The organism is Sphingomonas sp. SP2 (assembly GCF_058313385.1).
Window position 1 is genome coordinate 256,329 of sequence record NZ_JBZFLD010000001.1, and the last position, 20,483, is coordinate 276,811.

Here is a 20,483-nt window from a genome sequence, read left to right on the forward strand (position 1 = left end):
AGACAAGGGTAACGAACCCCGCCCTATGTTAACTTCGTCAACTTAGGCGGGGTCGGCGGGGCGGCCCTTGAAGCCCTGGGCAACCACATACCATTCACTCGAATCCTTGCGGCTGGCGGGCGGCTTGGCGTGCTTCACGGTCGCGAAATGCTTCTTGAGCTCGGCCAGAAGCTGGTTGTCGGTTCCGCCTGCCAGCACCTTGGCGACATAGGCGCCGCCGGGCTTCAGCACGTCCTTGGCGAATTCGAGGCCAAGCTCGACGAGGCCCATGGTCCGCAGGTGGTCCGTCTGCGGATGGCCGACCGTATTGGCCGCCATGTCGCTCAGCACCAGGTCCGCCGGCCCGCCAAGCGCCTCCTTGAGCCTCAGGTCGGCATCCTCGTCGGTGAAGTCCATGTGGAGGATCGTCACCCCGTCGAGCGGGTCCACCGGCAGGAAGTCGATCCCGACGACCGCCGCGCGGGGCGCCTTCTTGCGGACCACCTGGCTCCACCCGCCCGGCGCGATGCCGAGGTCGACCACCGCCCCCACGCCCTTCAGCAGCCCGAATTTCTCGTCGAGCTCGATCAGCTTGTAGGCCGCGCGGCTGCGGTAGCCCTCGGCCTTGGCCTTCTTGACGTAGGGGTCGTTAAGCTGCCGCTGCAGCCACTTGGTCGAGCCGACCTTCCGCCCCTTGGCGGTCTTCACCCTCGTGTTCACAGCAGATGTCCGTCGCGCGCCATCAGGCTTCTCAATATCCCTTCGCGGATGCCGCGGTCGGCGATCCCCAGTTGTTCGGCCGGCCAGATGTCGAGGATCGCCTCGAGGATGGCGCAGCCCGCCACCACCAGGTCGGCCCGCTCGGCCCCGATGCAGGGCAGGCCGGAGCGCTCCTCGAAATTCATCTCGGCGATCATGGTCGAAATGTCGCGCATTGCGCCGATCGGCACGTGCAGCCCGTCGACCGCCCGCCGGTCGTAGCTAGGCAGCGCGAGATGGACCGAGGCGAGCGTGGTCACCGTCCCGCTGGTCCCGAGAAGGCGGATATTCTCCTTCTTCTCGGGCAGCAGCTCGGTGAAGCGGGCAAAGGCGTGCCGCGCCCGCTCGCGCATCCGGCTGTAGGCGGCGACGCGATCGGGGCCTTCGATCGCAGTCCGGCCCTCACTTTCGGTCAGCGATACGACGCCCCAGGGCGCGCTCCACCAGGCCTTGATCCGCGGAGTCCCGTCCTCGCCGCCGGGCTCCACCAGCACCAGTTCGGTCGAGCCGCCGCCGATGTCGAAGATGATCGCCGGCCCATCGCCGGGCTCGAGCAGCTTGTGGCAGCCGAGCACGGCCAGGCGCGCTTCTTCCTGCGGCGGGATGATCTCGAGGACGATCCCGGTTTCCTTGCGCACCCGCTCGGCGAAATGACGGCCGTTGGCGGCGCGGCGGCAAGCTTCGGTCGCGACCGAGCGGGCCAGCCCGACCCGGCGGCGGCGGAGCTTGTCGGCGCAGACTCCCAGCGCATCGACCGCACGGTCCATGGCCGCATCGGTCAGCCGGCCGCTCGTCGCCAGCCCCTCGCCCAGCCGGACGATGCGCGAGAAGGCGTCGACGACGGTAAAGCCATCCTGGGTCGGCCGCGCGATCAGGAGTCGGCAATTGTTGGTGCCGAGGTCGATCGCCGCATAGGTCTGCTGCGGGGGCGCGCTCGCCTGCCGGCGAGGCGAAGATGGCTGGGGCCTTGCCGGATGACCCGGCGCAGGCGCGCTGGCTGAATGGGACGCCATGGCGCAAATGGTCCAATATACGGCACCGGGGGGCCAATACCGCCCGGCTGACTTGCCGACAGGCTTAAGCCAGATTGCCGAACCAGCGCAAGTTGGGCGGCTTGGCATTGACAGGCCGAAGCGCTGCCCCTAGCTGACCGCCCAGCCCCACGGCTCGGCCGTGCGAGCGCATTCGGTCCTTGCCCGATCGTCTAATGGTAAGACTACGGACTCTGACTCCGTCAATCGTGGTTCGAATCCACGTCGGGCATCCACCATTTTTTCCCAGCACCGGACCGAAGCAGCACGCGATCAGCGGGCGGCAACCTCGGCGCGCTGGTCGTCGAGGCCGTAGACGTCGGGGGCGTAGGCGAGCTTGCCGCCTTCTTCGGGACGCACGGTCAGGTAGGTGAGGTAGACCGGAATGCCGTCACCGAGCGCCACCTGCAGTTCGGGCTGGGCGCTGGCGGCGACCGGATCGCGGCCCATCAGCCAGCGGCCGAGCCGGGCCGCGTCCTCAAGCCGCACGCAGCCCGAGCTGAAGGTCCGCTCGGCTTCCGAGAAGAGTTCGCGGTTGGGCGTGTCGTGCAGGTAGATGCCGAGCTCGTTCGGAAACTCGAACTTCATCGCACCCATCATGTTGCCCGAGCCCGGCCGCTGGCGAACGCGCGCCTCGGCACGACCCTCGGCGACCGCCTTCCAGTCGACGGTCGCGGGATCGATCACCTGCGCGTCCGGGGTCCAGCCTGAGAGCACCTCGTAATTCTTGGCCTTGAGATAGCCGACGCCCTGACGGAGCACGTTGGGCGCGATGTTCTTGCGAGCAAGGTCGACCGGCACGTTCCAATAGGGATTGAACGTCACCTGGCGGAGCGTGCCTGCCATCAGCGGCGTGCGCATCTCCTGCTTGCCGACGACGACCTTCATCCGGTCGACGATCTGCCCGTCGCTGATCATCATCAGCTCCTGGCTGGCGATGTCGACCAGGACATAGCGGCCGTCGGACGGAAGCAGCCGCGAGCGATCAAGGCTACCCTTGAGAGCCCGGCCGGGTTCGCCAAGGAACGGCAGGTCGGCCGCGGCAGCCTTTCGGAGGGCCGCGTGGATGGGATTCACTTCGCTGGTCCGGCGGACAAGGCTCGCAAGGTCGGGCGTATTCGACGCTTCCGAGAGGACCTCGCTCGGCGTGGGGACGCGAGGCGCGAGCGAGGGATCGGCGAAGATCATCCGCGCCGATCCCGGCCAGCGCATCGCCTGCGCATAAAGCACAAAGGCATTGCTCATCAGCTTCTCGGCGCGCTCCGCTGCGCCGGGCTCGCCGGCGTCCGCCGCGGCAAGCTGCTGCTCGATTGCGCCGGCGAGGTCAGGCCCGTCGTTGAAGCCGTCGATCGGCGAGGTCTTCAGTGCCGCCAACAGGTTGCGGGTCGCCTCGGGCGACGACAGCCAAAGCGGGGCCTGGCGACTGGCATAGAATTGGCTGACCGCCATGGCCGGCGCAAGGCGCTCGACCTCGATGGCGGTGGAAGCCGAAGCGGCGGCGGGCAAAGCTCCGCCTAGGGCTGCCGCAAGGGCAGCCGCCATAAGACGACGATGAAGCACGGCAAAAACTCGCGAAACTGGTTCTTGCCGCGATTAACGTTCAACTAACCGTTGAGTTTCAGTGGGCTGCCCCGCCGATCCAGCGCTCGATGCGGGCCTTGAACCCGCGCCGCGGGGGAACGAACACCGGAGCCGCCTCGGGCTTAATCTCGGCGTCGGGATCGTAGAGCTCAAGATTGCGCGGAATCTTGGGGCGAAGAGTTTCGCGCCCGCGCATCACGTCCTCGGCGAGAGCGAGGGCGCGGTGGACGTCATTGCCGGTGAAGGGCTTGAGGAGGAGGCCAAGTGCGAGGTCGGGCATGGCGAAGCCCGGCGCCCGGCCCGTCACGAACAGGCAGGGCACGCCGGCATCGTTCAAGCGGACGGCGACCGAGAAACCGGTCGAGCCGCGCGCGAGATGGAGGTCGACGAGGGCAAGGTCGGGTTCGTCGCGCTCGAGCAATTCCATCGCGCTTCCGAAATCCTCGGCGATCCCGACGACCCGGTACCGCGGATTATCCTCGATCAGATAGCGCAATGTCTCGGCCAGCGGCCGCTCGTCCTCCACGATCAGGATCTTCAGCACTTCCAACCCTCCAGGCGGCGAGGCCGCACCTGTGGATAAGGTTGCAAAGCGCAAACCCGCTGCGAATCCCGGATTCAGCGGATTATCGGTGAAGCGACTCGTTTTGACGCCAAGACGCCAGATTAGTGGCGGTTAACTGCGTGCGCTGGCCCGGTAGAAGAGGTGCGCGCCGATCTTTTCGACCATCGACAGGCGCCGGCCCCAGCTCGGAGCGACATAGTCGGCATGGTACCAGAGGACGTCGGACGGCAGGGCGTCGGCGGCATTGGTCACCGCGATCCGGGTGATCGCCTGGGCATAGGACCAGGCGTTGCTGCTGCGGTCGACCTTGGGGAAGCGACCCCCGCGAACGAAGCTGAACTGCCACGGCTGCTTCACCACCTCGCACCAGGACGCAGGATAGCGGCCCGAGGCGGCGCGGTTCATGATTACTTCGGCAACCGCGAGCTGGCCGTCGAACGGCTCGCCCCGGGCCTCATGATAGACCGCAACGGCGATGCACTCTTCCTGCTCGTTCAAGGCGGCGCCAGTCATCCGGGCGTACATCAGCGGCCACAAAGCCGCATGGGTGATGGCGGGGCGAACCTCGAGCGCGCCGGCGGGCGGCGTGGTGCCGGTGACGGGGCGCGGTGTCGTCGACAGGACGGCGGCGCGGCCGGGGGCGGCGGGCTGGAGGACCGAGGCCGCGGTGGTCGCGGCATTGGGGGTGATGGCGGTGCTGCCGAAGGGAGCGGTGATGCTCGGCTTCACGGCGGCGGGGGCAACCGGGGTCGCGGCGATCGTCGCCAGCTGGGCCGATGCGGGGCTCGCCAGTCCGGCGAGAAGAAACAGAAAGGCATGCGTCGGCTTCGCGCCGAACGTCGGTCGGTTGATCAATCGATACTCTATCCTGGGCGGTCGAGCGGTCCAGCCACCTCCGGCCTATGGTGCCGTCCCGTGGGGATGTGGTGGCTAAAGCCCTCGTCCGACTTGCCTGCGGGCCGAAGGGTCGGCCTCGTCGCTCTCGTCTTACCGGGCCCAGATACGGCACATTGCCGGGTAAGGAAGGTCGGTACCGGCGAACGGAGCGAGTCCTGCGATGAAATGCAGGAACAATTCTCGTTCCGGGACAATGGCTTGGATGAAACGAGCTGCGGCGGCGACGGACCGAAATCCATCGCCGCCGCGGCGAAGTCAGCAATCGTGCGACTCGCTAACGGAGTCGCGGCAGCCTTACGCCGCTTCGGTCTTGCGGCTCTGGCGCTTGCGCTCGTGCGGATCAAGGAAGCGCTTGCGCAGGCGGATGACCTTGGGGGTCACCTCGACCAGCTCATCGTCCTGGATGTAGGCGATCGCCTGCTCGAGCGTCATCTTGCGCGGCGGAGTGAGGCGGATGCCTTCGTCCTTGCCGCTGGCGCGGAAGTTGGTGAGCTGCTTGCTCTTGAGCGGGTTGACCTCGAGGTCCTGGGGCTTGGCATTCTCGCCGATGATCATGCCCTCGTAGAGGTCATCGTTGGGCGAGATGAACATGATGCCGCGGTCTTCGAGCGCATTCAGCGCATAGGCCTGGGCCTTGCCCTTCTCCATCGAGATGAGGACGCCGTTCTGGCGGCCGCTGATGACGCCCTTGTGGGGGCCATACTTCTCGAACAGGCGGTTCATGATGCCGGTGCCGCGGGTGTCCGACAGGAACTCGCCGTGATAGCCGATGAGGCCGCGCGACGGAGCGCTGAAGGTCAGGCGGGTCTTGCCGGCGCCCGACGGACGCATGTCGGTCATCTCGGCCTTGCGGAGACTCATCTTCTCGACGACGGTGCCCGAGAATTCGTCATCGACGTCGATGACGACGGTCTCGTACGGCTCTTCCTTGCCGTTGGGGCCGTCCTGGAACAGCACGCGCGGGCGGCTGATCGACAGTTCGAAGCCCTCGCGGCGGAGCGTCTCGATGAGCACGCCGAGCTGGAGTTCGCCGCGGCCGGCGACTTCGTAGCTGTCGTTGTCATGGGCGACGGTGACGCGGATCGCGACGTTGGTCTCGGCTTCCCGCTCGAGGCGCTCGCGGATGACGCGGCTCTGGACCTTGTCGCCGTCACGGCCGGCATAGGGGCTGTCGTTGACCGCGAAGCTCATGGCGAGCGTCGGCGGATCGATCGGACGGGCCTTGATCGGGGTGGTGACCGCCGGAGTCGCGATGGTGTTCGAGACGGTGGCGTTCATCAGGCCGGCGATGGCGATGATGTCGCCCGCCTGCGCCTGCTCGACCGGCACGCGCTCGAGGCCATGGAAGGCGAAGATCTTGGTCGCGCGGCCGTCCTCGATCTTGTGACCGTCGACGTCCAGCGCGCGGATCGGCTGGTTGATGTGGAGCGTGCCCGATTCGACGCGGCCGGTGAGGATCCGGCCGAGGAAGGGATCGCGGTCGAGCAACGTCGCGAGCATCTGGAATTCGCCGTGGATCGGCAGGCCCGGCGCGGGGACGTGGCTGACGATGGTCTCGAACAGCGGGGTGAGGTCACCCTCGCGGACCGAATCGTCGCGGCCGGCATAGCCCGCGCGGCCCGAGGCGTAGAGCACCGGGAAGTCGAGCTGCTCGTCGTTGGCGTCGAGGCTGACGAACAGGTCGAACACCTCGTCGAGCACTTCGGCCGGGCGGCCGTCGGGACGGTCAATCTTGTTGACGACGACGATCGGCTTGAGGCCGAGGCCGAGCGCCTTGCCGGTGACGAACTTGGTCTGCGGCATCGGGCCTTCGGCGGCGTCGACGAGCAGGATCACGCCGTCGACCATCGAGAGGATACGCTCGACCTCGGCGCCGAAGTCGGCGTGGCCCGGCGTGTCGACGATGTTGATTCGCGTGTTGTTGCCCTCGGCATCGGCCCATTCGACCGACGTGCACTTGGCGAGAATGGTGATCCCGCGTTCTTTTTCGAGGTCGTTCGAATCCATCGCGCGCTCTTCGACGCGCTGGTTGTCACGGAAGGTGCCGGACTGGCGGAAGAGCTGGTCGACGAGGGTCGTCTTGCCATGATCGACGTGGGCGATGATCGCCACGTTGCGGAGTTCCATCGGTTTTCCTTGGGAGAGGTTCGCCGGCGCCCTTAGTCGAATTGGTGCGTTGCAGCAATGGGAAGCAGGAGAAATGCCATGCCGCAAGGAGACAAGGGGGCTTACACCGACAAGCAGAAGCGCAAGGCCGAGCATATCGAGGAGGGCTACGAGAAGCGCGGTTTGAGCGCCAAGGAAGCCGAACGGCGCGCTTGGGCGACGGTCAACAAGCAGGACGGCGGGGGCAAGGAGGCGGGCTCCGGCCGGTCGCGCGACCGGTCGGCGGCGGCGAAGAAGGGCTGGGAGACTCGGCGGAAACGCGCCGCTAAGAAATAAGGTGTGACCACCTCCACCGCGCGCCGCGCCCTCCCCCGCTCCGTCTGGGTCCTCGGCTTCGTCAGCCTGTTCATGGACCTGTCGAGCGAGATCATCCACGCCCTGCTGCCCTTGTTCATCACGGTGACCCTGGGTGCGAGCGTGGCGATCCTCGGTGCGATCGACGGGGTGGCGGAGGCGACCGCAAGCTTTGCCAAGCTCGCCGGCGGGCGCCTCAGCGACCGGCAGCAGAAGCGAAAGCCGTGGATCGTGCTGGGCTATGGTCTCGCCGCGGTGACCAAGCCGCTGATGGCATTGGCGACGGGTCCCTGGACGGTGCTCGGCGCGCGGCTGGTCGACCGGACGGCGAAGGGCCTGCGTGGTGCGCCGCGCGATGCGCTCATCGCCGACGACACCCCGCCCGACCAGCGCGGGGCGGCCTATGGCCTTCGCCAGAGCCTCGACACGATTGGCGCCCTCCTCGCACCGGTTGCTGCGGCGCTGCTGATGATCTGGCTGGCGGGCGACATCCGCACCATCTTCTGGATCGCGGTCATCCCCGCCTTCGTCGCGGTGGCGATCCTGTGGCTGTTCCTGAAGGAGCCCGAGCAGCGCGCAGCCGACTCCAAGCCGCAGCCGCTGCTGAGCGGCTTTCGCGAGGTCGACAAGGACTGCCGCCGGATCATCCTCGTCGCCTTCCTGTTCACGCTCGCCCGATTCTCCGAGAGCTTCCTCGTGCTGAAGGGCGCCGAGGCCGGGCTCACCCTTGCCACCGCGCCACTGGTGCTGGTGGTCTTCAACCTCTCCTACGTGCTCCTCTCCTATCCTGCCGGCGCGCTAGGCGACCGGCGCGACCCGCGGCTGATCCTGACCGCAGGGATCGCGCTCCTCGTGGTCGGCAACATCGTCCTCTCCTCCTCCACCGGGCTCGCCGGGCTGGTCGTCGGGGTCGGGCTGTGGGGCGCGCACATGGCGCTGACCCAGGGCCTGTTCGCCAAGCTCGTCGCCGACGCCGCGCCGACGCATTTGCGGGCGACCACCTTCGGCCTGTTCCATGTCGCGACCGGGATCGGCCTGCTGCTGGCCAGCCTTGGCGGTGGGATGCTGTGGGACCGCGACGGTTCGGCCGCGACCTTCCTCGCCTCGGCCGCCATCGCCGCCGCGGCCGGCGTGATGCTGTGGCTGCTCCCCAGGCACGGACCCGGCGAAGCGGCCTGACGGCGAGCGGCCTTTGTGCCCGCGCCGCAGGGCGCTATGGTTGGCAGCGAACAGGCGGGGAGAATGACCATGGCGGACTCGCGTTTCGCACCGCAGCCCTTCAGGGGCTGGTTCTGGGCCGGCGCCATCAGCGTATTGCTGTTCATGCTGGTCGGCGTGGCCGGCTATCTCGCGACCGTGATGACTCCGATCGACCAGGTCCCGGCGGACCAGCGCGCGCTGATGGAGGCGATGCCCCAGTGGCAGACGGCCGTCTACGCGGTCGCGGTCTGGTCGGGCCTCGTCGGGGCGATCGGCCTCCTGCTTCGGCGCCGCTGGGCGATTCCGCTGCTGCTGCTGTCGCTGATCGGCGCCATCGGCACCTTCCTTCCCTTCGCGGTGATCCCGCAGGTCCGCGAGCTCGCCAGCGAGAGCAATGGCGTCGCGGCGATCATCGTCATCGCCCTGTGCTGGACCAGCTTCTGGTTCGGCCGGCATAGTGCACAGCGAGGCTGGCTTAAGTGAGTACCTTTACCCTCGACACCGCGACCAGCCGGGCGACCCCCTCGCCCGTCCCGGGCAAACGGATGACCGTGCCCGGCCTCAAGGGGCGCAAGGTCGACGGCGCCACCGAGCGGCCGATCGTGATGCTGACGGCCTATACGATGCGGATGGCGCAGCTGCTCGATCCGCATTGCGACCTGCTGCTGGTCGGCGACAGCCTTGGCCAGGTAATCTATGGCCTGCCCTCGACCGTCCCGGTCACGCTCGAGATGATGTGCGCGCATGGCGCGGCGGTGGTGCGCGGCAGCTGGCACGCTTTGGTCGCGGTCGACATGCCGTTCGGAAGCTATGAAGCGAGCCCCGAGCAGGCCTTCGCAAGCGCGGCGCGGGTGATGAAGGAGACGGGCTGCGCGGCGGTGAAGCTCGAGGGCGGCGAGGCGATGGCGCCGACCGTCCGCTTCCTGGTCGAGCGCGGCATTCCGGTGATCGGCCATGTCGGCCTCACCCCGCAGGCGGTGAATGCGCTCGGCGGCTATGGTGCGCGCGGGCGGTCCGAGGCGGAAGCGGCGAAGATCAAGGCCGATGCGATTGCCATCGCAGATGCTGGCGCCTTCTGCATCGTGCTCGAAGGCGTGCTCGAAGGTCTCGCGACCGACATCACCCGGACGATCGCGGTGCCCAGCATCGGCATCGGCGCGTCGGCCGAATGCGACGGGCAGGTGCTGGTGACCGAGGACATGCTCGGCCTGTTCGAGCGCACGCCGCGCTTCGTGAAGCGCTACGACGACCTTGCGACCCGGATTGGCAGCGCGGTCGAAACCTATGCCGATGAGGTCCGCGCGCGCAGCTTCCCGACCGCCGACCAGACCTACCGGCCCAAGAGCTAGAAGCTTTGCGCAAAAGCCGTTAGGTACCCGCCCCACTCAAGCTTCCGTTCATCAATGCTCGGCGAGATGCCGACGCAAGATCATCACGAGGATTAGTTCTTGGCCCTGGCTCCCGGCGAAACCAGCGAAACATTCATCCGCGAGGTCGACGAGAACCTTCGCCGTGACCAGGCGGAAGCGGTGGTTCGCCGTTATGGCCGCTGGTTCATCGGCGCGGCCGTGCTCATCCTGGTCGCGGTCGGCGGCTATCTCTTCTGGCAGAACCGCCAGGCCGAAAAGGCTACCGCGAACAGCGAGGCGTTCAGCGCTATCCTCACCGACATCGGCAGCCAGAAGACCGGCAATGTCGGCCCGCGGCTCGACGCGATCGCAGCCGACGCCAACGGCAGCATGACCGGGGCCGCGCGCCTCACCCGCGCCGCGGTCGCGCTCGAGAGCGGCGATCGCAAGACCGCGATCGCGCAGTACAAGCAGGTCGCCGAGGACGGCGACGTGCCGCAGACCTATCGCGACGCCGCGACCATTCGCATGACTCAGCTCGAATATGACAGCCTCAAGCCCGAGGACGTCATCGCCCGGCTCCAGCCGCTCGCGGTCAAGGACAATGCCTGGTTCGGCTCGGCCGGCGAGATCACCGCCCTCGCCATGCTCAAGTCGAACCGCCGCCAGGAAGCCGCGAGCCTGCTCAACGCGATCGTCGCCGAGCGGACCGTGCCCGCCCCCATCCGCGCCCGTGCCGAGCAGCTCGCCTCGGGCCTCACCACGCCGGCCGCGCCCGCCGCCCGCTGAGGATTGAACAGACCATGATCCGCAACGTCGTCATCCTGTCGCTGACCGCTTCGCTGCTTGCCGGCTGCGGCATCGTCGGCAAGTCCCGTCCGAAGACCCCGGTCGTCGGCGAACGCGTCTCGGTCCTCGCGACCGATCCCGACGTGCAGGTCGATCCGACCACCGCCGCCTTGCCCTTCTCGATCCCCGCGCCAAGCGCCAACGACAGCTGGACGCAGCCGGGCGGCACTCCGTCCAAGTCGGCCGGCCACCCCGCGCTCGGGACCACGGTCAGCGAAGCCTTCAACGTCTCGATCGGCCAGGGCAGCACGCTCGACGCGCGCCTCGCCGCCGCGCCAGTGGTCGCCAACGGCACGGTCTATACGATCGACACCACGAGCACCGTGCGCGCCTTCGATGCGACCACCGGCGGCCAGCGCTGGGCGGTCCAGTTCGGTACCGAGCGCGGCAATTCGCCCTCGCTGTTCGGCGGCGGTGTCTCGGTCGAAGGCAATCGCGTCTACGCGACCAACGGGCTCGGTTTCGTCGCGGCGCTCGACACGTCGAACGGCGGCACGGTCTGGCAGGTTCGCCCGGGCGGCCCGCTGCGCGGTGCGCCGACCATCGTCGGCGACACCCTTTATGCGATGAGCCAGGACAACCAGCTCTACAGCCTCAAGACCGCCGACGGGACGCAGAACTGGTCCGCGACCGCAGCGGTCGAGATCGCCGGCGTGTTCGGCAGCGGCGCCCCGGCCTTTGCGCAGGGCACCGTCGTCGCCGGCTTCTCGTCGGGCGAGCTCAACGCCTATCGCTACGAGAATGGCCGCGTAGTCTGGCAGGACGCCTTGTCGCGGACCTCGATCTCGACCAGCGTCGCCGATCTGTCGGACATCGACGCCTCTCCCGTCATCGACAATGGCCAGGTGTTCGCGCTCGGCCAGGGCGGGCGGATGGTCGCGCTCGACCTCATCAGCGGCCAGCGCATCTGGGAACTGAACCTCGCCGGCATTGCCACCCCGTGGGTCGCCGGCGACTGGGTGTTCGCGGTGACCGACGACGCCAAGGTGATGGCGATCGCCCGCAACACCGGCAAGATCCGCTGGATCAACCAGCTTCCCGCCTACGAGAAGCCCAAGAACAAGCGCGGGCCGATCTCCTATGTGGGGCCGGTGCTGGCGGGTGGCCGACTGATCGTCGCGGGCGGCAATGGCGTGCTGATCAACATCGATCCGGCGACGGGTGCCTTCCAGAGCCAGACCAATGTCGGCGCTCCGGTCAGCCTCGATCCGGTGGTCGCCAATTCGACGCTCTACGTGCTCGACGACCGGGGCCGGCTGCACGCCTATCGCTAAGGCCGGAGGGGTCGGCGGCGGGCCTGCGCTCGCCATTGCCGGCATCTTCGTCTAGGCGGGCCGCATGCCCCAACCCATTGTCGCCATCGTCGGTCGTCCGAACGTTGGCAAGTCGACCCTCTTCAACCGGCTCGTCGGCAAGCGCCTGGCGCTGGTCGACGATCGCCCCGGCGTGACCCGCGACCGCCGCGTCGGCGAAGCCTCGCTGCTCGGCCTCGAATTCCAGATCATGGACACTGCCGGCTTCGAGGATGAGGATCCGGCGAGCCTGCCCGGCCGCATGCGGCGCCAGACCGAGGCCGCTGTCCGCGAGGCCGATGCCGCACTCTTCCTGATCGATGCGCGCGAGGGCGTGACCCCGCTCGACGAGGAGATTGCGCGCTGGCTCCGGGCCGAGGACACGCCCGTCATCGTCGCCGCCAACAAGGCCGAGGGACGGCAGGGCGAGTCGGGACGACTGGAAGCCTTCGCGCTCGGTCTTGGCGAACCGATCGCCCTTTCGGCCGAGCATGGCGAGGGGCTGGTCGACCTGTTCGAGAGCCTCCGCCCGTTCGTCGAGCGCGAGGAAGAGGAAGTCGAGGAGCTCGATCCCGAGGATCCGAGCCGCCCGCTGCACCTGGCCATCGTCGGCCGTCCCAATGCGGGCAAGTCGACGTTGGTGAACAAGATGCTCGGCGAGGAGCGGATGATCACCGGGCCCGAAGCCGGGATCACGCGCGACAGCATCAGCCTCGACTGGGAATGGCAGGGCCGCAAGGTCAAGCTCGTCGACACCGCCGGGCTCCGCAAGCGCGCGAAGGTCGAGGACAAGCTCGAGAAATTGTCGGCGATGGATACGCGCCGGGCGATCGACATGGCCGAGGTGGTCGTGCTGCTGCTCGATGCGACGCGAGGGCTCGAGGTGCAGGACCTCAAGATTGCGAGCCAGGTAATCGAGGAAGGCCGCGGGCTGCTGATCGCGCTCAACAAATGGGACGTCGCCGAACATGCCTCGTCGCTGTTCAACGGCGTGAAGGGCGCGCTCGAGGAAGGGCTCAGCCAGCTCAAGAACGTGCCGCTGCTGACCGTCTCGGCGGCGACCGGCAAGGGCATCGACCAGCTGCTCGGCGCCGCCTTCGTGCTTCGCGAGGGGTGGAACCGCCGCGTTTCGACGGGCGAGCTCAATCGCTGGTTCGAGGCGGCGGTCGAGCAGAACCCGCCCCCTGCCCCCGGCGGGAAGCGAATCAAGCTTCGCTACATCACACAGATCAAGACGCGCCCGCCGACGTTCGTGGTGTTCGGGACCCGCGTCGACCAGCTTCCGGAAAGCTATCGGCGCTATCTGCTCAACAGCCTGCGCAAAGCTTTCGATCTGGGAGCAATTCCGCTGCGCATGACGCTCCGCGCGCCCAAGAACCCGTTCGACCGCTAACCCGGCCTTTACCTCTCGCGCCTAACCTCTCCGGCCAAGTGGATCGGAAGGAACGTTGAGCGTGGACGAAACTGGCGGCGACGTCGTCGACTGGGGACATTTCGAGAAGAGCCGGGCCGAGCTTGGGCCGGGCTTCATCCGGATTCTGTCCTACTTCCGCGAAGACGGGGTGAAATCCGTGGCCGCGATCGAGCAGGCGATGCGCGAGCAGAACACGATCGCGCTCGTCATTCCGGCGCACACGATCAAGGGCGAGGCCCGCCAGTTCGGAGCCGAGCCGCTGGCGAAGGTCGCCGAGCTGATCGAGAATACCGCGCGGCTGTGCATCGAGACCCGCCGCTTCCCCGACGAACTGGTCGCCGACGTGGTCAACCTGCGCAAGCTGTTCGACCGCACGATCGAGCTGTTCGACCAGGCGACCAATCCGCTGAAAAGCCGCCCGGGTGCGTCCGCCGGCTTCGGCCGTCGCGCCAGCAACCAGAATTTCGGCCGGATCTAGTCCGGTCTAGGCGGTGGCTGCGACCGGCAGCGACCGCCGCATCGGCTGCCATTCGCCGCGGGCAAGGCTGCGCCACGCCCATTCGAGCGGGCCGTAGCGGAAGCGTTCGAGCCAGGGCTTAGACCAGAGCAGCATCAGCGCCCAGACGAGCGGGACGGCGATCGCCCACGCCTGCCAGCGCGATACGTCGCCATAGAGGCCTAGGCCCCAGCCGTAGAAGATGAAGGCGCCGATGATGCTGGTGCCAAGGTAGTTGCTGAAGGCGCAGCGGCCGGTCGCGGCGAGGCGCTGGGCGATTGGCCCCATGCCGTTCGCGAGGACGATGATCAGCGCGGCATAGCCGGCGGCCATGATCGGCCGGAAGGGCGCGCTTGCGATCATGAACGTGCCGAAGATCATGGGCACATAGAAACGCGAGGCGATGTCGGCGGCGACCACCCCGGCGAAGGCGATCGCGCCGATTGCGAGGCACCAGAAAGCAATCCTGCGATAGCGCGCGATCGGCCAGGCACCGGTGAGGAAGCCGCTCCGGTAGCCGGCCATCCCGAGCAGCATCAGGCCGAGCGTCTCGGGCCCGGTGACGATGCTGCTGACCAGCGGCTCGAAGGCACGCTGCGTCACCATATGGTGGAACCGGCCGAGGAAGCTTGCATGGACGGCCGCGTCCTTCGCCAGCGTGTCGGGCGTCGGATAGAGCATCAGGCCGAACTGGTTCCACTCGGCGATCTGGCGGGCAGTGGCGCCGACAGCGTGCGCCGCGCGATCGAGTTCGACCATGTTGGAGACGAGCGCGAAGAACAGCCCCATGTTGAGCGCCATGAACAGGCTGCCCCAGATCAGCAGGGTCCGGACCGAGCTTCGCCGGAAGAGGAAGGCGACCATCCCCATCAGCGCGTAGGCGGTGAGGATGTCGCCGAACCAGATGAGGTAGAAGTGGGCGAGGCCGAACAGCAGCAGAACCGCCATCCGGCGATAATGGACCGCCGCACCTGACCGCCCACCCGCTTCGGCGCGGTCGATCACCAGCAGCATCGAGGCGCCGAACAGCATCGAGAAGAGGCTGCGCATCTTGCCGTCGATGACGACCATGTTGGTCGCCCAGAGCGCGAGGTCGAGCCCGGTATGGCCGCCATAGGCCGTAGGGCTGAAATAAGCGCCCTCGATCATCGCGAAGGCGATGACGTTGACCGAGAAGATGCCCATCACCGCGACCCCGCGGATCACGTCGAGAGTGGCGATGCGCTCGCCGCCGGCCGCGTCAGTCATGGGAGCCCCCTCCGCCCTCCCGCGCCGAGCGAGAGACGGAAGCCTTCTAGCAAGCTTGCGGCCGGAGGGACACCGGTCGACCGACGCCTGAGGCTCAGTGCGCCTCGGCGGCGTTCGAATTGAGCTGGATGTAGTTCTGAAGACCCATGCGGGCGATCATCTCGAACTGGGTTTCGAGGAAGTCGATATGGCCTTCCTCGTCCTTCAGCACTTCGGCGAACAGGTCGCGCGAGCCATAGTCGCGGACCTCTTCGCAGAGCTGGACCGCCTCGCGGTACATCTTGGCGGCCTCATATTCGGCCTCGAGATCGGCCTTGAGGATTTCCTCCACAGTCTCGCCGACCCGGAGCCGGCCGAGCATCTGGAAGTTGGGCAGGCCTTCGAGGAACAGGATCCGCTCGGCGAAGCGGTCGGCATGCTTCATCTCGTCGATGCTCTCGTGCCGCTCATATTCGGCGAGCTTGTGCACGCCCCAATTGTCGAGCAGCCGATAATGCAGCCAATATTGGTTGATGGCGGTCAGTTCCGCCTTCAGCGCTTCGTTGAGAAGCTCGATGACCCGTGGTTCGCCCTTCATGGCGTGGCTTCTACCTTCAAGCGGAGTGGGAGCGAAGCGCTAACCGCTCGCAACTAGGCGGCGACGGCCGGCGGATTGGCGGCCAAGACGGTGCGTTCTTCCTCGAGGATCGCGCGGGCAAAGGGCAGGCAGCTGCCGCACTTCGCCCTCTTGCCGCAGCGGGCATAGGCCTGCGCCGGCGTGCACGCACCGGTGCGGGCGGCCTCCCGGACCTGCTCTTCGCGAATCGCATTGCAGACGCAGACGATCATGAGCTTCTTGCTAATGGTAATGCGAAGCGTTCGCAAGAGCTTTGCCGCCCTCCTTCAGGAGGGCAGCTTGGCGAAGCCAAGCGGGAGGTCTGTCACAAACCCCTCCGGCGCTGCGCGCCACCTCCCCTGAAGGGGAGGAGCGATCAGGCGCCCATCACCTGCACCATTCGGGCATGGTAGTTGGCATCGCCGAACAGCGCGTCGAGGACCTTTTCGCGTTTCATGTAGAAGCCGATGTCATGCTCGTCGGTCATGCCGATGCCGCCGTGCATCTGGACGCCTTCCTGTACCGCAAGGGCCGAGACGCGCCCGGCCTTGGCCTTGGCGACATGGCTCATGATCCCTGCCCGCTCGTCCCCCTTGTCGAGCAGTTCCGCAGCCTTCCATGTGGCGGCGCGGGCGATCTCGATCTCGCCGAACAGGTGCGCGGCGCGGTGCTGGAGCACCTGGAACTCGCCGATCAGCTTCCCGAACTGCTTGCGCTGCTTGAGATAGTCGAGGGTCATCGCCGAGGCGCCAGCCGCGACGCCGACCATCTCGGCGGCCGCACCGGTACGTCCTGCGCGCATCGCGCGGCGCAGCGGCTCCCAGCCGCCGTCGACCTCGCCCACCACCGCGTCGGCATCGACCGCGACATTGTCGAAGCGGATCCGCGCGACCTTGCTGGTGTCAGCAAGGGCCACATTCTCGATCTCCATGCCGGCCGCGTCACGGGGGACGGCGAAGAGCGTCAGGCCTTCGGGCTCGCCGGCCGAGCCGCCGGTCCGGGCCACCACCAGGATGACGTCGGCCGAGGCGCCGTGAACGACGAACTGCTTGGATCCATTGAGCGAGAAGCCGTTGCCCGAGCGCTTTGCCTCCATCGCGATCTGGCGCGGGCGGTGGCTGCGTCCCTCGTCGACCGCGATGGCCGCAACCGTGTCGCCCGAGAGGATGCCGGGAAACCAGCGTTCGCCCTGCGCGCTGCCCTTGAGCGCCTCGACCGCCACCAGCGCGGTGGTGAGGAAGGGCGACGGAGTCAGGTTGCGGCCGATTTCCTCCATCACCAGCGCGGCTTCAGTGACTCCGAGACCGAGGCCCCCGTCGCTTTCCGGAATGGCCAGGCCGGTGAGGCCGAGCTCGGCCATCTGCTTCCAAAGCGAATGGCCGAAGCCATCCTTGCAGTTGATGTCGCGCCAGTGGCGAAGCTGCTTCTTGATGGTGCCTTCCTCGGCGAGGAAGGAGCGGGTCATGTCGGCAAGCTGGCGCTGGTCGTCGGTGAGGAGGGTCATTCCGAAGCTTTCGTTCGTCCTGAGCGAAGTCGAAGGACGGGTGGATCAGGTGCGCAGGGGCCCTTCGACTTCGCTCAGGGCGAACGAGGGCTGCTTACGGGCGTCAGGCCCCCGGCAATTGCAGGATGTGCTTGGCGACGATCCCGAGCTGGACTTCGCTGGTGCCGCCCTCGATCGAATTGGCCTTGGTGCGGAGCCATTCGCGGGCCGACTTGCCGCCGCGCGAGCGGTCCGAATCCCATTCCAGCGCGTCCGAGCCGCCGGCGGCCATGATCAGTTCGTGGCGCTTCTTGTTCAGTTCTGTGCCGGCATATTTCATCATGCTCGGGAGGGCCGGATGGGCCTCCCCGGCCTTGAGCTGGTCGATGAAATGCTCGCTCATGGCCGCAAAGGCGAGGGAATCGACGTCGAACAGGGCGACTTCGGCGGCAAGCACCGGCTCGTCGATCGGGCCGAGCGATGCGGCGAGGGTCGACGAACCGCCGCCCAGCCCCATGCCGCTGATCATCTCGCGCTCGTGGCCGAGAAGGTACTTCGCGACGTCCCAGCCGCGGTTCACCTCGCCGACGAGCTGGTCCTTGGGGACCTTCACATTGTCGAAGAAGGTCTCGCAGAAGGGCGAATAGCCGCTGATCAGCAGGATCGGCTTGGTCGAGACTCCTTCGCTCTCCATGTCGAAGAGAAGGAAGCTGATCCCGCCATGCTTCGATTCGCTCGAAGTGCGGACGAGGCAGAAGATCCAGTCGGCCTTGTCGGCATAGCTGGTCCAGACCTTCTGGCCATTGACCAGATAGTGGTCGCCCTTGTCCTCGGCCTTGGTCTGAAGGCCGGCGAGGTCCGAGCCGGCGCCCGGTTCGGAATAGCCCTGGCACCAGCGGATTTCGCCGCGGGCGATTTCGGGAAGGAAGCGCTTCTTCTGCTCCTCCGTGCCGTACTTGAGCAGCGCCGGCCCGAGCATCGAGATGCCGAAGCTCGACAGCGGGTTGCGCGCGCCGATCGCCTTCATCTCCTCGCGGAGGATCTTGGTCTCGGCCGGGGACAAGCCGCCGCCGCCATAGGCTGCGGGCCAGTCGGGGACGGTCCAGCCCTTTTCCCCCATGAGCCGCATCCAGCGCTCCTGCGCCTCGGACTGGAAGTTGAAATGACGCCCGCCCCAGCAGGCGTCGTCCTCGGAGCGCATCGGGGTGCGCATCTCGGGCGGGCAGTTCGCCTCGAGCCACGCGCGGGTCTGTTGACGGAAACCTTCCAGATCGGCCATGGGATTCTCCTCGCGCCTGTCGATGCGACAAGCGCCGGGGAGCGTCAATTCTCGACTGGTGGCCGATCGATCTTGGTGATGTGCCAGCGGCGCTGCTCTGGCGTGGAACCGTCGACGTCATTGACCCGGCGAAGGGTCACGACCTGCGGCTCCTCGAATTTCTCGTTCTTGGCCGTCACGCCATAGGCCTTGACCGGGACGGTGACGTAGAGCGAGCCGGCCGCACCCTCGATCCGGCCGGGCTTGTACACCTCGGCATGATATTCGCGGTAGCTGGCGAGATTGGGCGCCTGGCCGACATTGGGACCCCACAGCGCCCTAGCCTGGACGAACTTCTTGGCTTCGACCAGCGCGAAATAGGTCTGGACCACATTGGCGGCGCCCTGCGCGCTTTGCGGGGTGAAGGGCGCTTCGCTGACGACCTCGCGCTCGGGCGGGGTCGCGGGCTTGGCCGGGGTGGCCGGCGTGGCCCCGTTGGCGGGCGCGGCGGGGGCCGGCGCCGGGGCGGGCGCGGCCGGGTCGGCGAGATTTTCCTCGACCGGTAGGTTGATGGCGGGCCCGGCCTCGTTGGCGGCCTCATTGGCGGCGGGCTGGTTGGAACAGGCGGCGAGCGCGCAGGTCGCGAGGAGTAGGAAGCGTTTCATCGCGCAGCGAACGGCCGGTGCGCGACGGGGGTTCCGTGGCCGCTTCCTTTCTGCAACAGCATGCCCCGAGCCAAACTCAAGGGGTGTCATGGACTTCAACCTCACCGACCGTCAGGCCCACTTCCGCGACCGGGTTCGCGCCTTCATCGAGCGTTACGTCCGCCCGGCGGTTCCCGAACTCGCCGCCGAGCTGAACACGGGCGACCGCTGGCACCATCTCGAGCGACTCGAGCCGCTGAAGGCCAAGGCCAAGGCGGAGGGCCTGTGGAACCTCTTCATGCCGCCGGGCGGTGCCTTGAAGCATGTGGACGAGAGCTTCCCGTTCGAGGGCGAGCAGCTCACCAACCTCGAATATGCGCTCTGCGCCGAGGAAATGGGTCGGGTCGGCTTCGCGAGCGAGGTTTTCAACTGCTCGGCCCCCGACACGGGCAACATGGAAGTGCTCCACCGCTACGGGACGAGGGCGCAGAAGGATCAATGGCTGGCACCGCTGATGCGGGGCGAGATCCGCTCGGCATTTCTGATGACCGAGCCGGCGGTGGCGAGCTCGGACGCGACCAACATCCAGTGCGAGATCAAGCGCGACGGCGACGATTATGTCATCAACGGGCGCAAATGGTGGTCGAGCGGCGCGGGCGACCCCCGCTGCAAGGTCGCGATCCTGATGGGCAAGACCAATCCCGAGGAGCGCCGCCATGCCCAGCAGTCGATGATCCTCGTGCCGATGGACGCGCCCGGGATCACGATCGAGCGCGCGCTCACCGTCTATGGCTATGACGACGCGCCGCACGGGCACATGGAGATCGAGCTGAAGGACGTGCGCGTTCCGGCCGAGAACCTCCTGCTTGGCGAGGGCCGCGGGTTCGAGATCGCGCAGGGACGGCTCGGGCCGGGCCGGATCCACCATTGCATGCGCACCATCGGCGCGGCCGAGGAAGCGCTCGAGCTGATGGTTCGCCGGCTGCAGAGCCGCACCGCCTTCGGCAAGAGGATCAGCGAACACAGCGTGTGGGAACAGCGCGTGGCAGAAGCGCGGATCGATATCGAATGCACCCGCCTCCTCTGCCTCAAGGCGGCGGACATGATGGACAAGGCCGGCAATAAGGCGGCCAAGGCCGAGATCGCGATGATCAAGGTCAAGGCGCCGCGCATGGCGCTCCAGATCATCGACGACGCGATCCAGGCGCATGGCGGCATGGGCGTCAGCCAGGACACCAGCCTTGCGCACAGCTGGGCCGGGATCCGCACGCTGCGGCTCGCCGACGGACCGGACGAGGTCCACAATCGCAGCATCGCGATGATCGAATATGGCAAGCACCCACCGATCGATCCGATGGTGGGCTGAACCCGATCCCTTCTCGT

The 20,483-nt window shown here is 67.2% G+C and carries 21 protein-coding genes and 1 tRNA gene; 10 read left to right on the forward strand and 12 right to left on the reverse strand.

Features of this window, described 5'->3' with window-relative positions:
* Window positions 1–42: 42 nt before the first annotated feature.
* Window positions 43–699, reverse strand: a complete 657-nt coding sequence (locus AC4GYU_RS01425) for an RlmE family RNA methyltransferase (protein WP_491085124.1) — start codon at window positions 697–699, stop codon at window positions 43–45.
* A complete protein-coding gene (locus AC4GYU_RS01430) occupies window positions 696–1,751 on the reverse strand; it encodes a Ppx/GppA phosphatase family protein (protein ID WP_491085125.1) in 1,056 nt (351 codons plus the stop codon). Before AC4GYU_RS01430 ends, AC4GYU_RS01425 begins: the two co-directional genes overlap by 4 nt.
* A 180-nt stretch (window positions 1,752–1,931) precedes the next feature.
* Here AC4GYU_RS01430 and AC4GYU_RS01435 point away from each other — a divergent pair.
* Window positions 1,932–2,005, forward strand: a tRNA-Gln gene (locus tag AC4GYU_RS01435).
* 37 nt (window positions 2,006–2,042) lie between these two features.
* Here the strand turns inward: AC4GYU_RS01435 and AC4GYU_RS01440 are convergent.
* From AC4GYU_RS01440 to typA, 4 genes are all read right to left on the reverse strand, one after another.
* A complete protein-coding gene (locus AC4GYU_RS01440; RefSeq protein ID WP_491085126.1) occupies window positions 2,043–3,275 on the reverse strand; it encodes a L,D-transpeptidase family protein in 1,233 nt (410 codons plus the stop codon).
* Window positions 3,276–3,387: 112 nt separating this feature from the next.
* Window positions 3,388–3,894, reverse strand: a complete 507-nt coding sequence (locus tag AC4GYU_RS01445; protein WP_491085127.1) for a LytR/AlgR family response regulator transcription factor — start codon at window positions 3,892–3,894, stop codon at window positions 3,388–3,390.
* A 132-nt stretch (window positions 3,895–4,026) separates the two neighbouring features.
* Window positions 4,027–4,770, reverse strand: a complete 744-nt coding sequence (locus tag AC4GYU_RS01450) for a cell wall hydrolase (RefSeq protein WP_491085128.1) — start codon at window positions 4,768–4,770, stop codon at window positions 4,027–4,029.
* Window positions 4,771–5,106: 336 nt separating this feature from the next.
* Complete coding sequence (gene typA, locus AC4GYU_RS01455; protein ID WP_491085129.1) at window positions 5,107–6,939, reverse strand: translational GTPase TypA; 1,833 nt, start codon at window positions 6,937–6,939, stop codon at window positions 5,107–5,109.
* A 78-nt stretch (window positions 6,940–7,017) separates the two neighbouring features.
* On the opposite strand from typA, the gene AC4GYU_RS01460 reads away from it, so the two are divergent.
* The 8 genes from AC4GYU_RS01460 to AC4GYU_RS01495 all read left to right on the forward strand — a co-directional run bounded on the left by AC4GYU_RS01460 (window position 7,018) and on the right by AC4GYU_RS01495 (window position 13,854).
* Entirely contained in the window at window positions 7,018–7,254 is a 237-nt protein-coding gene (locus AC4GYU_RS01460; RefSeq protein ID WP_491085130.1) for a plasmid stabilization protein, read from the forward strand.
* 3 nt (window positions 7,255–7,257) lie between these two features.
* The gene (locus tag AC4GYU_RS01465) at window positions 7,258–8,451 is read left to right on the forward strand and encodes an MFS transporter (protein ID WP_491085131.1); all 1,194 of its coding nucleotides are present in this window, start codon (window positions 7,258–7,260) and stop codon (window positions 8,449–8,451) included.
* A gap of 69 nt (window positions 8,452–8,520) precedes the next feature.
* Window positions 8,521–8,955: a hypothetical protein gene (locus tag AC4GYU_RS01470; RefSeq protein WP_491085132.1), complete on the forward strand. Its 435-nt coding sequence runs from the start codon at window positions 8,521–8,523 to the stop codon at window positions 8,953–8,955.
* Window positions 8,952–9,821 carry a 3-methyl-2-oxobutanoate hydroxymethyltransferase gene (gene panB / locus AC4GYU_RS01475; RefSeq protein WP_491085133.1) on the forward strand — a complete coding sequence of 290 codons (870 nt, stop codon included), beginning with the start codon at window positions 8,952–8,954 and terminating at the stop codon, window positions 9,819–9,821. The genes AC4GYU_RS01470 and panB overlap by 4 nt, the downstream gene beginning before the upstream one ends.
* Before the next feature lie 99 nt (window positions 9,822–9,920).
* Window positions 9,921–10,610, forward strand: a complete 690-nt coding sequence (locus tag AC4GYU_RS01480) for a tetratricopeptide repeat protein (RefSeq protein WP_491085134.1) — start codon at window positions 9,921–9,923, stop codon at window positions 10,608–10,610.
* 14 nt (window positions 10,611–10,624) lie between these two features.
* The gene (locus AC4GYU_RS01485; RefSeq protein ID WP_491085135.1) at window positions 10,625–11,944 is read left to right on the forward strand and encodes an outer membrane protein assembly factor BamB family protein; all 1,320 of its coding nucleotides are present in this window, start codon (window positions 10,625–10,627) and stop codon (window positions 11,942–11,944) included.
* Window positions 11,945–12,008: 64 nt separating this feature from the next.
* The gene (der, locus tag AC4GYU_RS01490; RefSeq protein ID WP_491085136.1) at window positions 12,009–13,355 is read left to right on the forward strand and encodes a ribosome biogenesis GTPase Der; all 1,347 of its coding nucleotides are present in this window, start codon (window positions 12,009–12,011) and stop codon (window positions 13,353–13,355) included.
* Between the two features lie 61 nt (window positions 13,356–13,416).
* Window positions 13,417–13,854, forward strand: coding sequence for an Hpt domain-containing protein (locus AC4GYU_RS01495; RefSeq protein ID WP_491085137.1), 438 nt, complete (start codon window positions 13,417–13,419; stop codon window positions 13,852–13,854).
* A gap of 6 nt (window positions 13,855–13,860) precedes the next feature.
* Here AC4GYU_RS01495 and AC4GYU_RS01500 read toward each other — a convergent pair whose 3' ends face one another.
* The 6 genes from AC4GYU_RS01500 to AC4GYU_RS01525 all read right to left on the reverse strand — a co-directional run bounded on the left by AC4GYU_RS01500 (window position 13,861) and on the right by AC4GYU_RS01525 (window position 19,121).
* Window positions 13,861–15,120 carry a DUF418 domain-containing protein gene (locus AC4GYU_RS01500; RefSeq protein WP_491085138.1) on the reverse strand — a complete coding sequence of 420 codons (1,260 nt, stop codon included), beginning with the start codon at window positions 15,118–15,120 and terminating at the stop codon, window positions 13,861–13,863.
* 94 nt (window positions 15,121–15,214) lie between these two features.
* Window positions 15,215–15,697 (reverse strand): bacterioferritin, encoded by a 483-nt coding sequence (gene bfr, locus AC4GYU_RS01505; RefSeq protein WP_491085139.1) that lies wholly within the window; start codon window positions 15,695–15,697, stop codon window positions 15,215–15,217.
* Between the two features lie 53 nt (window positions 15,698–15,750).
* Entirely contained in the window at window positions 15,751–15,948 is a 198-nt protein-coding gene (locus AC4GYU_RS01510) for a (2Fe-2S)-binding protein (protein WP_491085140.1), read from the reverse strand.
* 143 nt (window positions 15,949–16,091) lie between these two features.
* The gene (locus AC4GYU_RS01515) at window positions 16,092–17,219 is read right to left on the reverse strand and encodes an acyl-CoA dehydrogenase family protein (RefSeq protein ID WP_491085141.1); all 1,128 of its coding nucleotides are present in this window, start codon (window positions 17,217–17,219) and stop codon (window positions 16,092–16,094) included.
* A gap of 103 nt (window positions 17,220–17,322) precedes the next feature.
* Window positions 17,323–18,477, reverse strand: coding sequence for an acyl-CoA dehydrogenase family protein (locus AC4GYU_RS01520; protein WP_491085142.1), 1,155 nt, complete (start codon window positions 18,475–18,477; stop codon window positions 17,323–17,325).
* A 44-nt stretch (window positions 18,478–18,521) separates the two neighbouring features.
* Window positions 18,522–19,121 carry a hypothetical protein gene (locus tag AC4GYU_RS01525; protein WP_491085143.1) on the reverse strand — a complete coding sequence of 200 codons (600 nt, stop codon included), beginning with the start codon at window positions 19,119–19,121 and terminating at the stop codon, window positions 18,522–18,524.
* Between the two features lie 88 nt (window positions 19,122–19,209).
* On the opposite strand from AC4GYU_RS01525, the gene AC4GYU_RS01530 reads away from it, so the two are divergent.
* Window positions 19,210–20,466 (forward strand): acyl-CoA dehydrogenase family protein, encoded by a 1,257-nt coding sequence (locus tag AC4GYU_RS01530; RefSeq protein WP_491085144.1) that lies wholly within the window; start codon window positions 19,210–19,212, stop codon window positions 20,464–20,466.
* The last annotated feature ends 17 nt before the right edge of the window (window positions 20,467–20,483 follow it).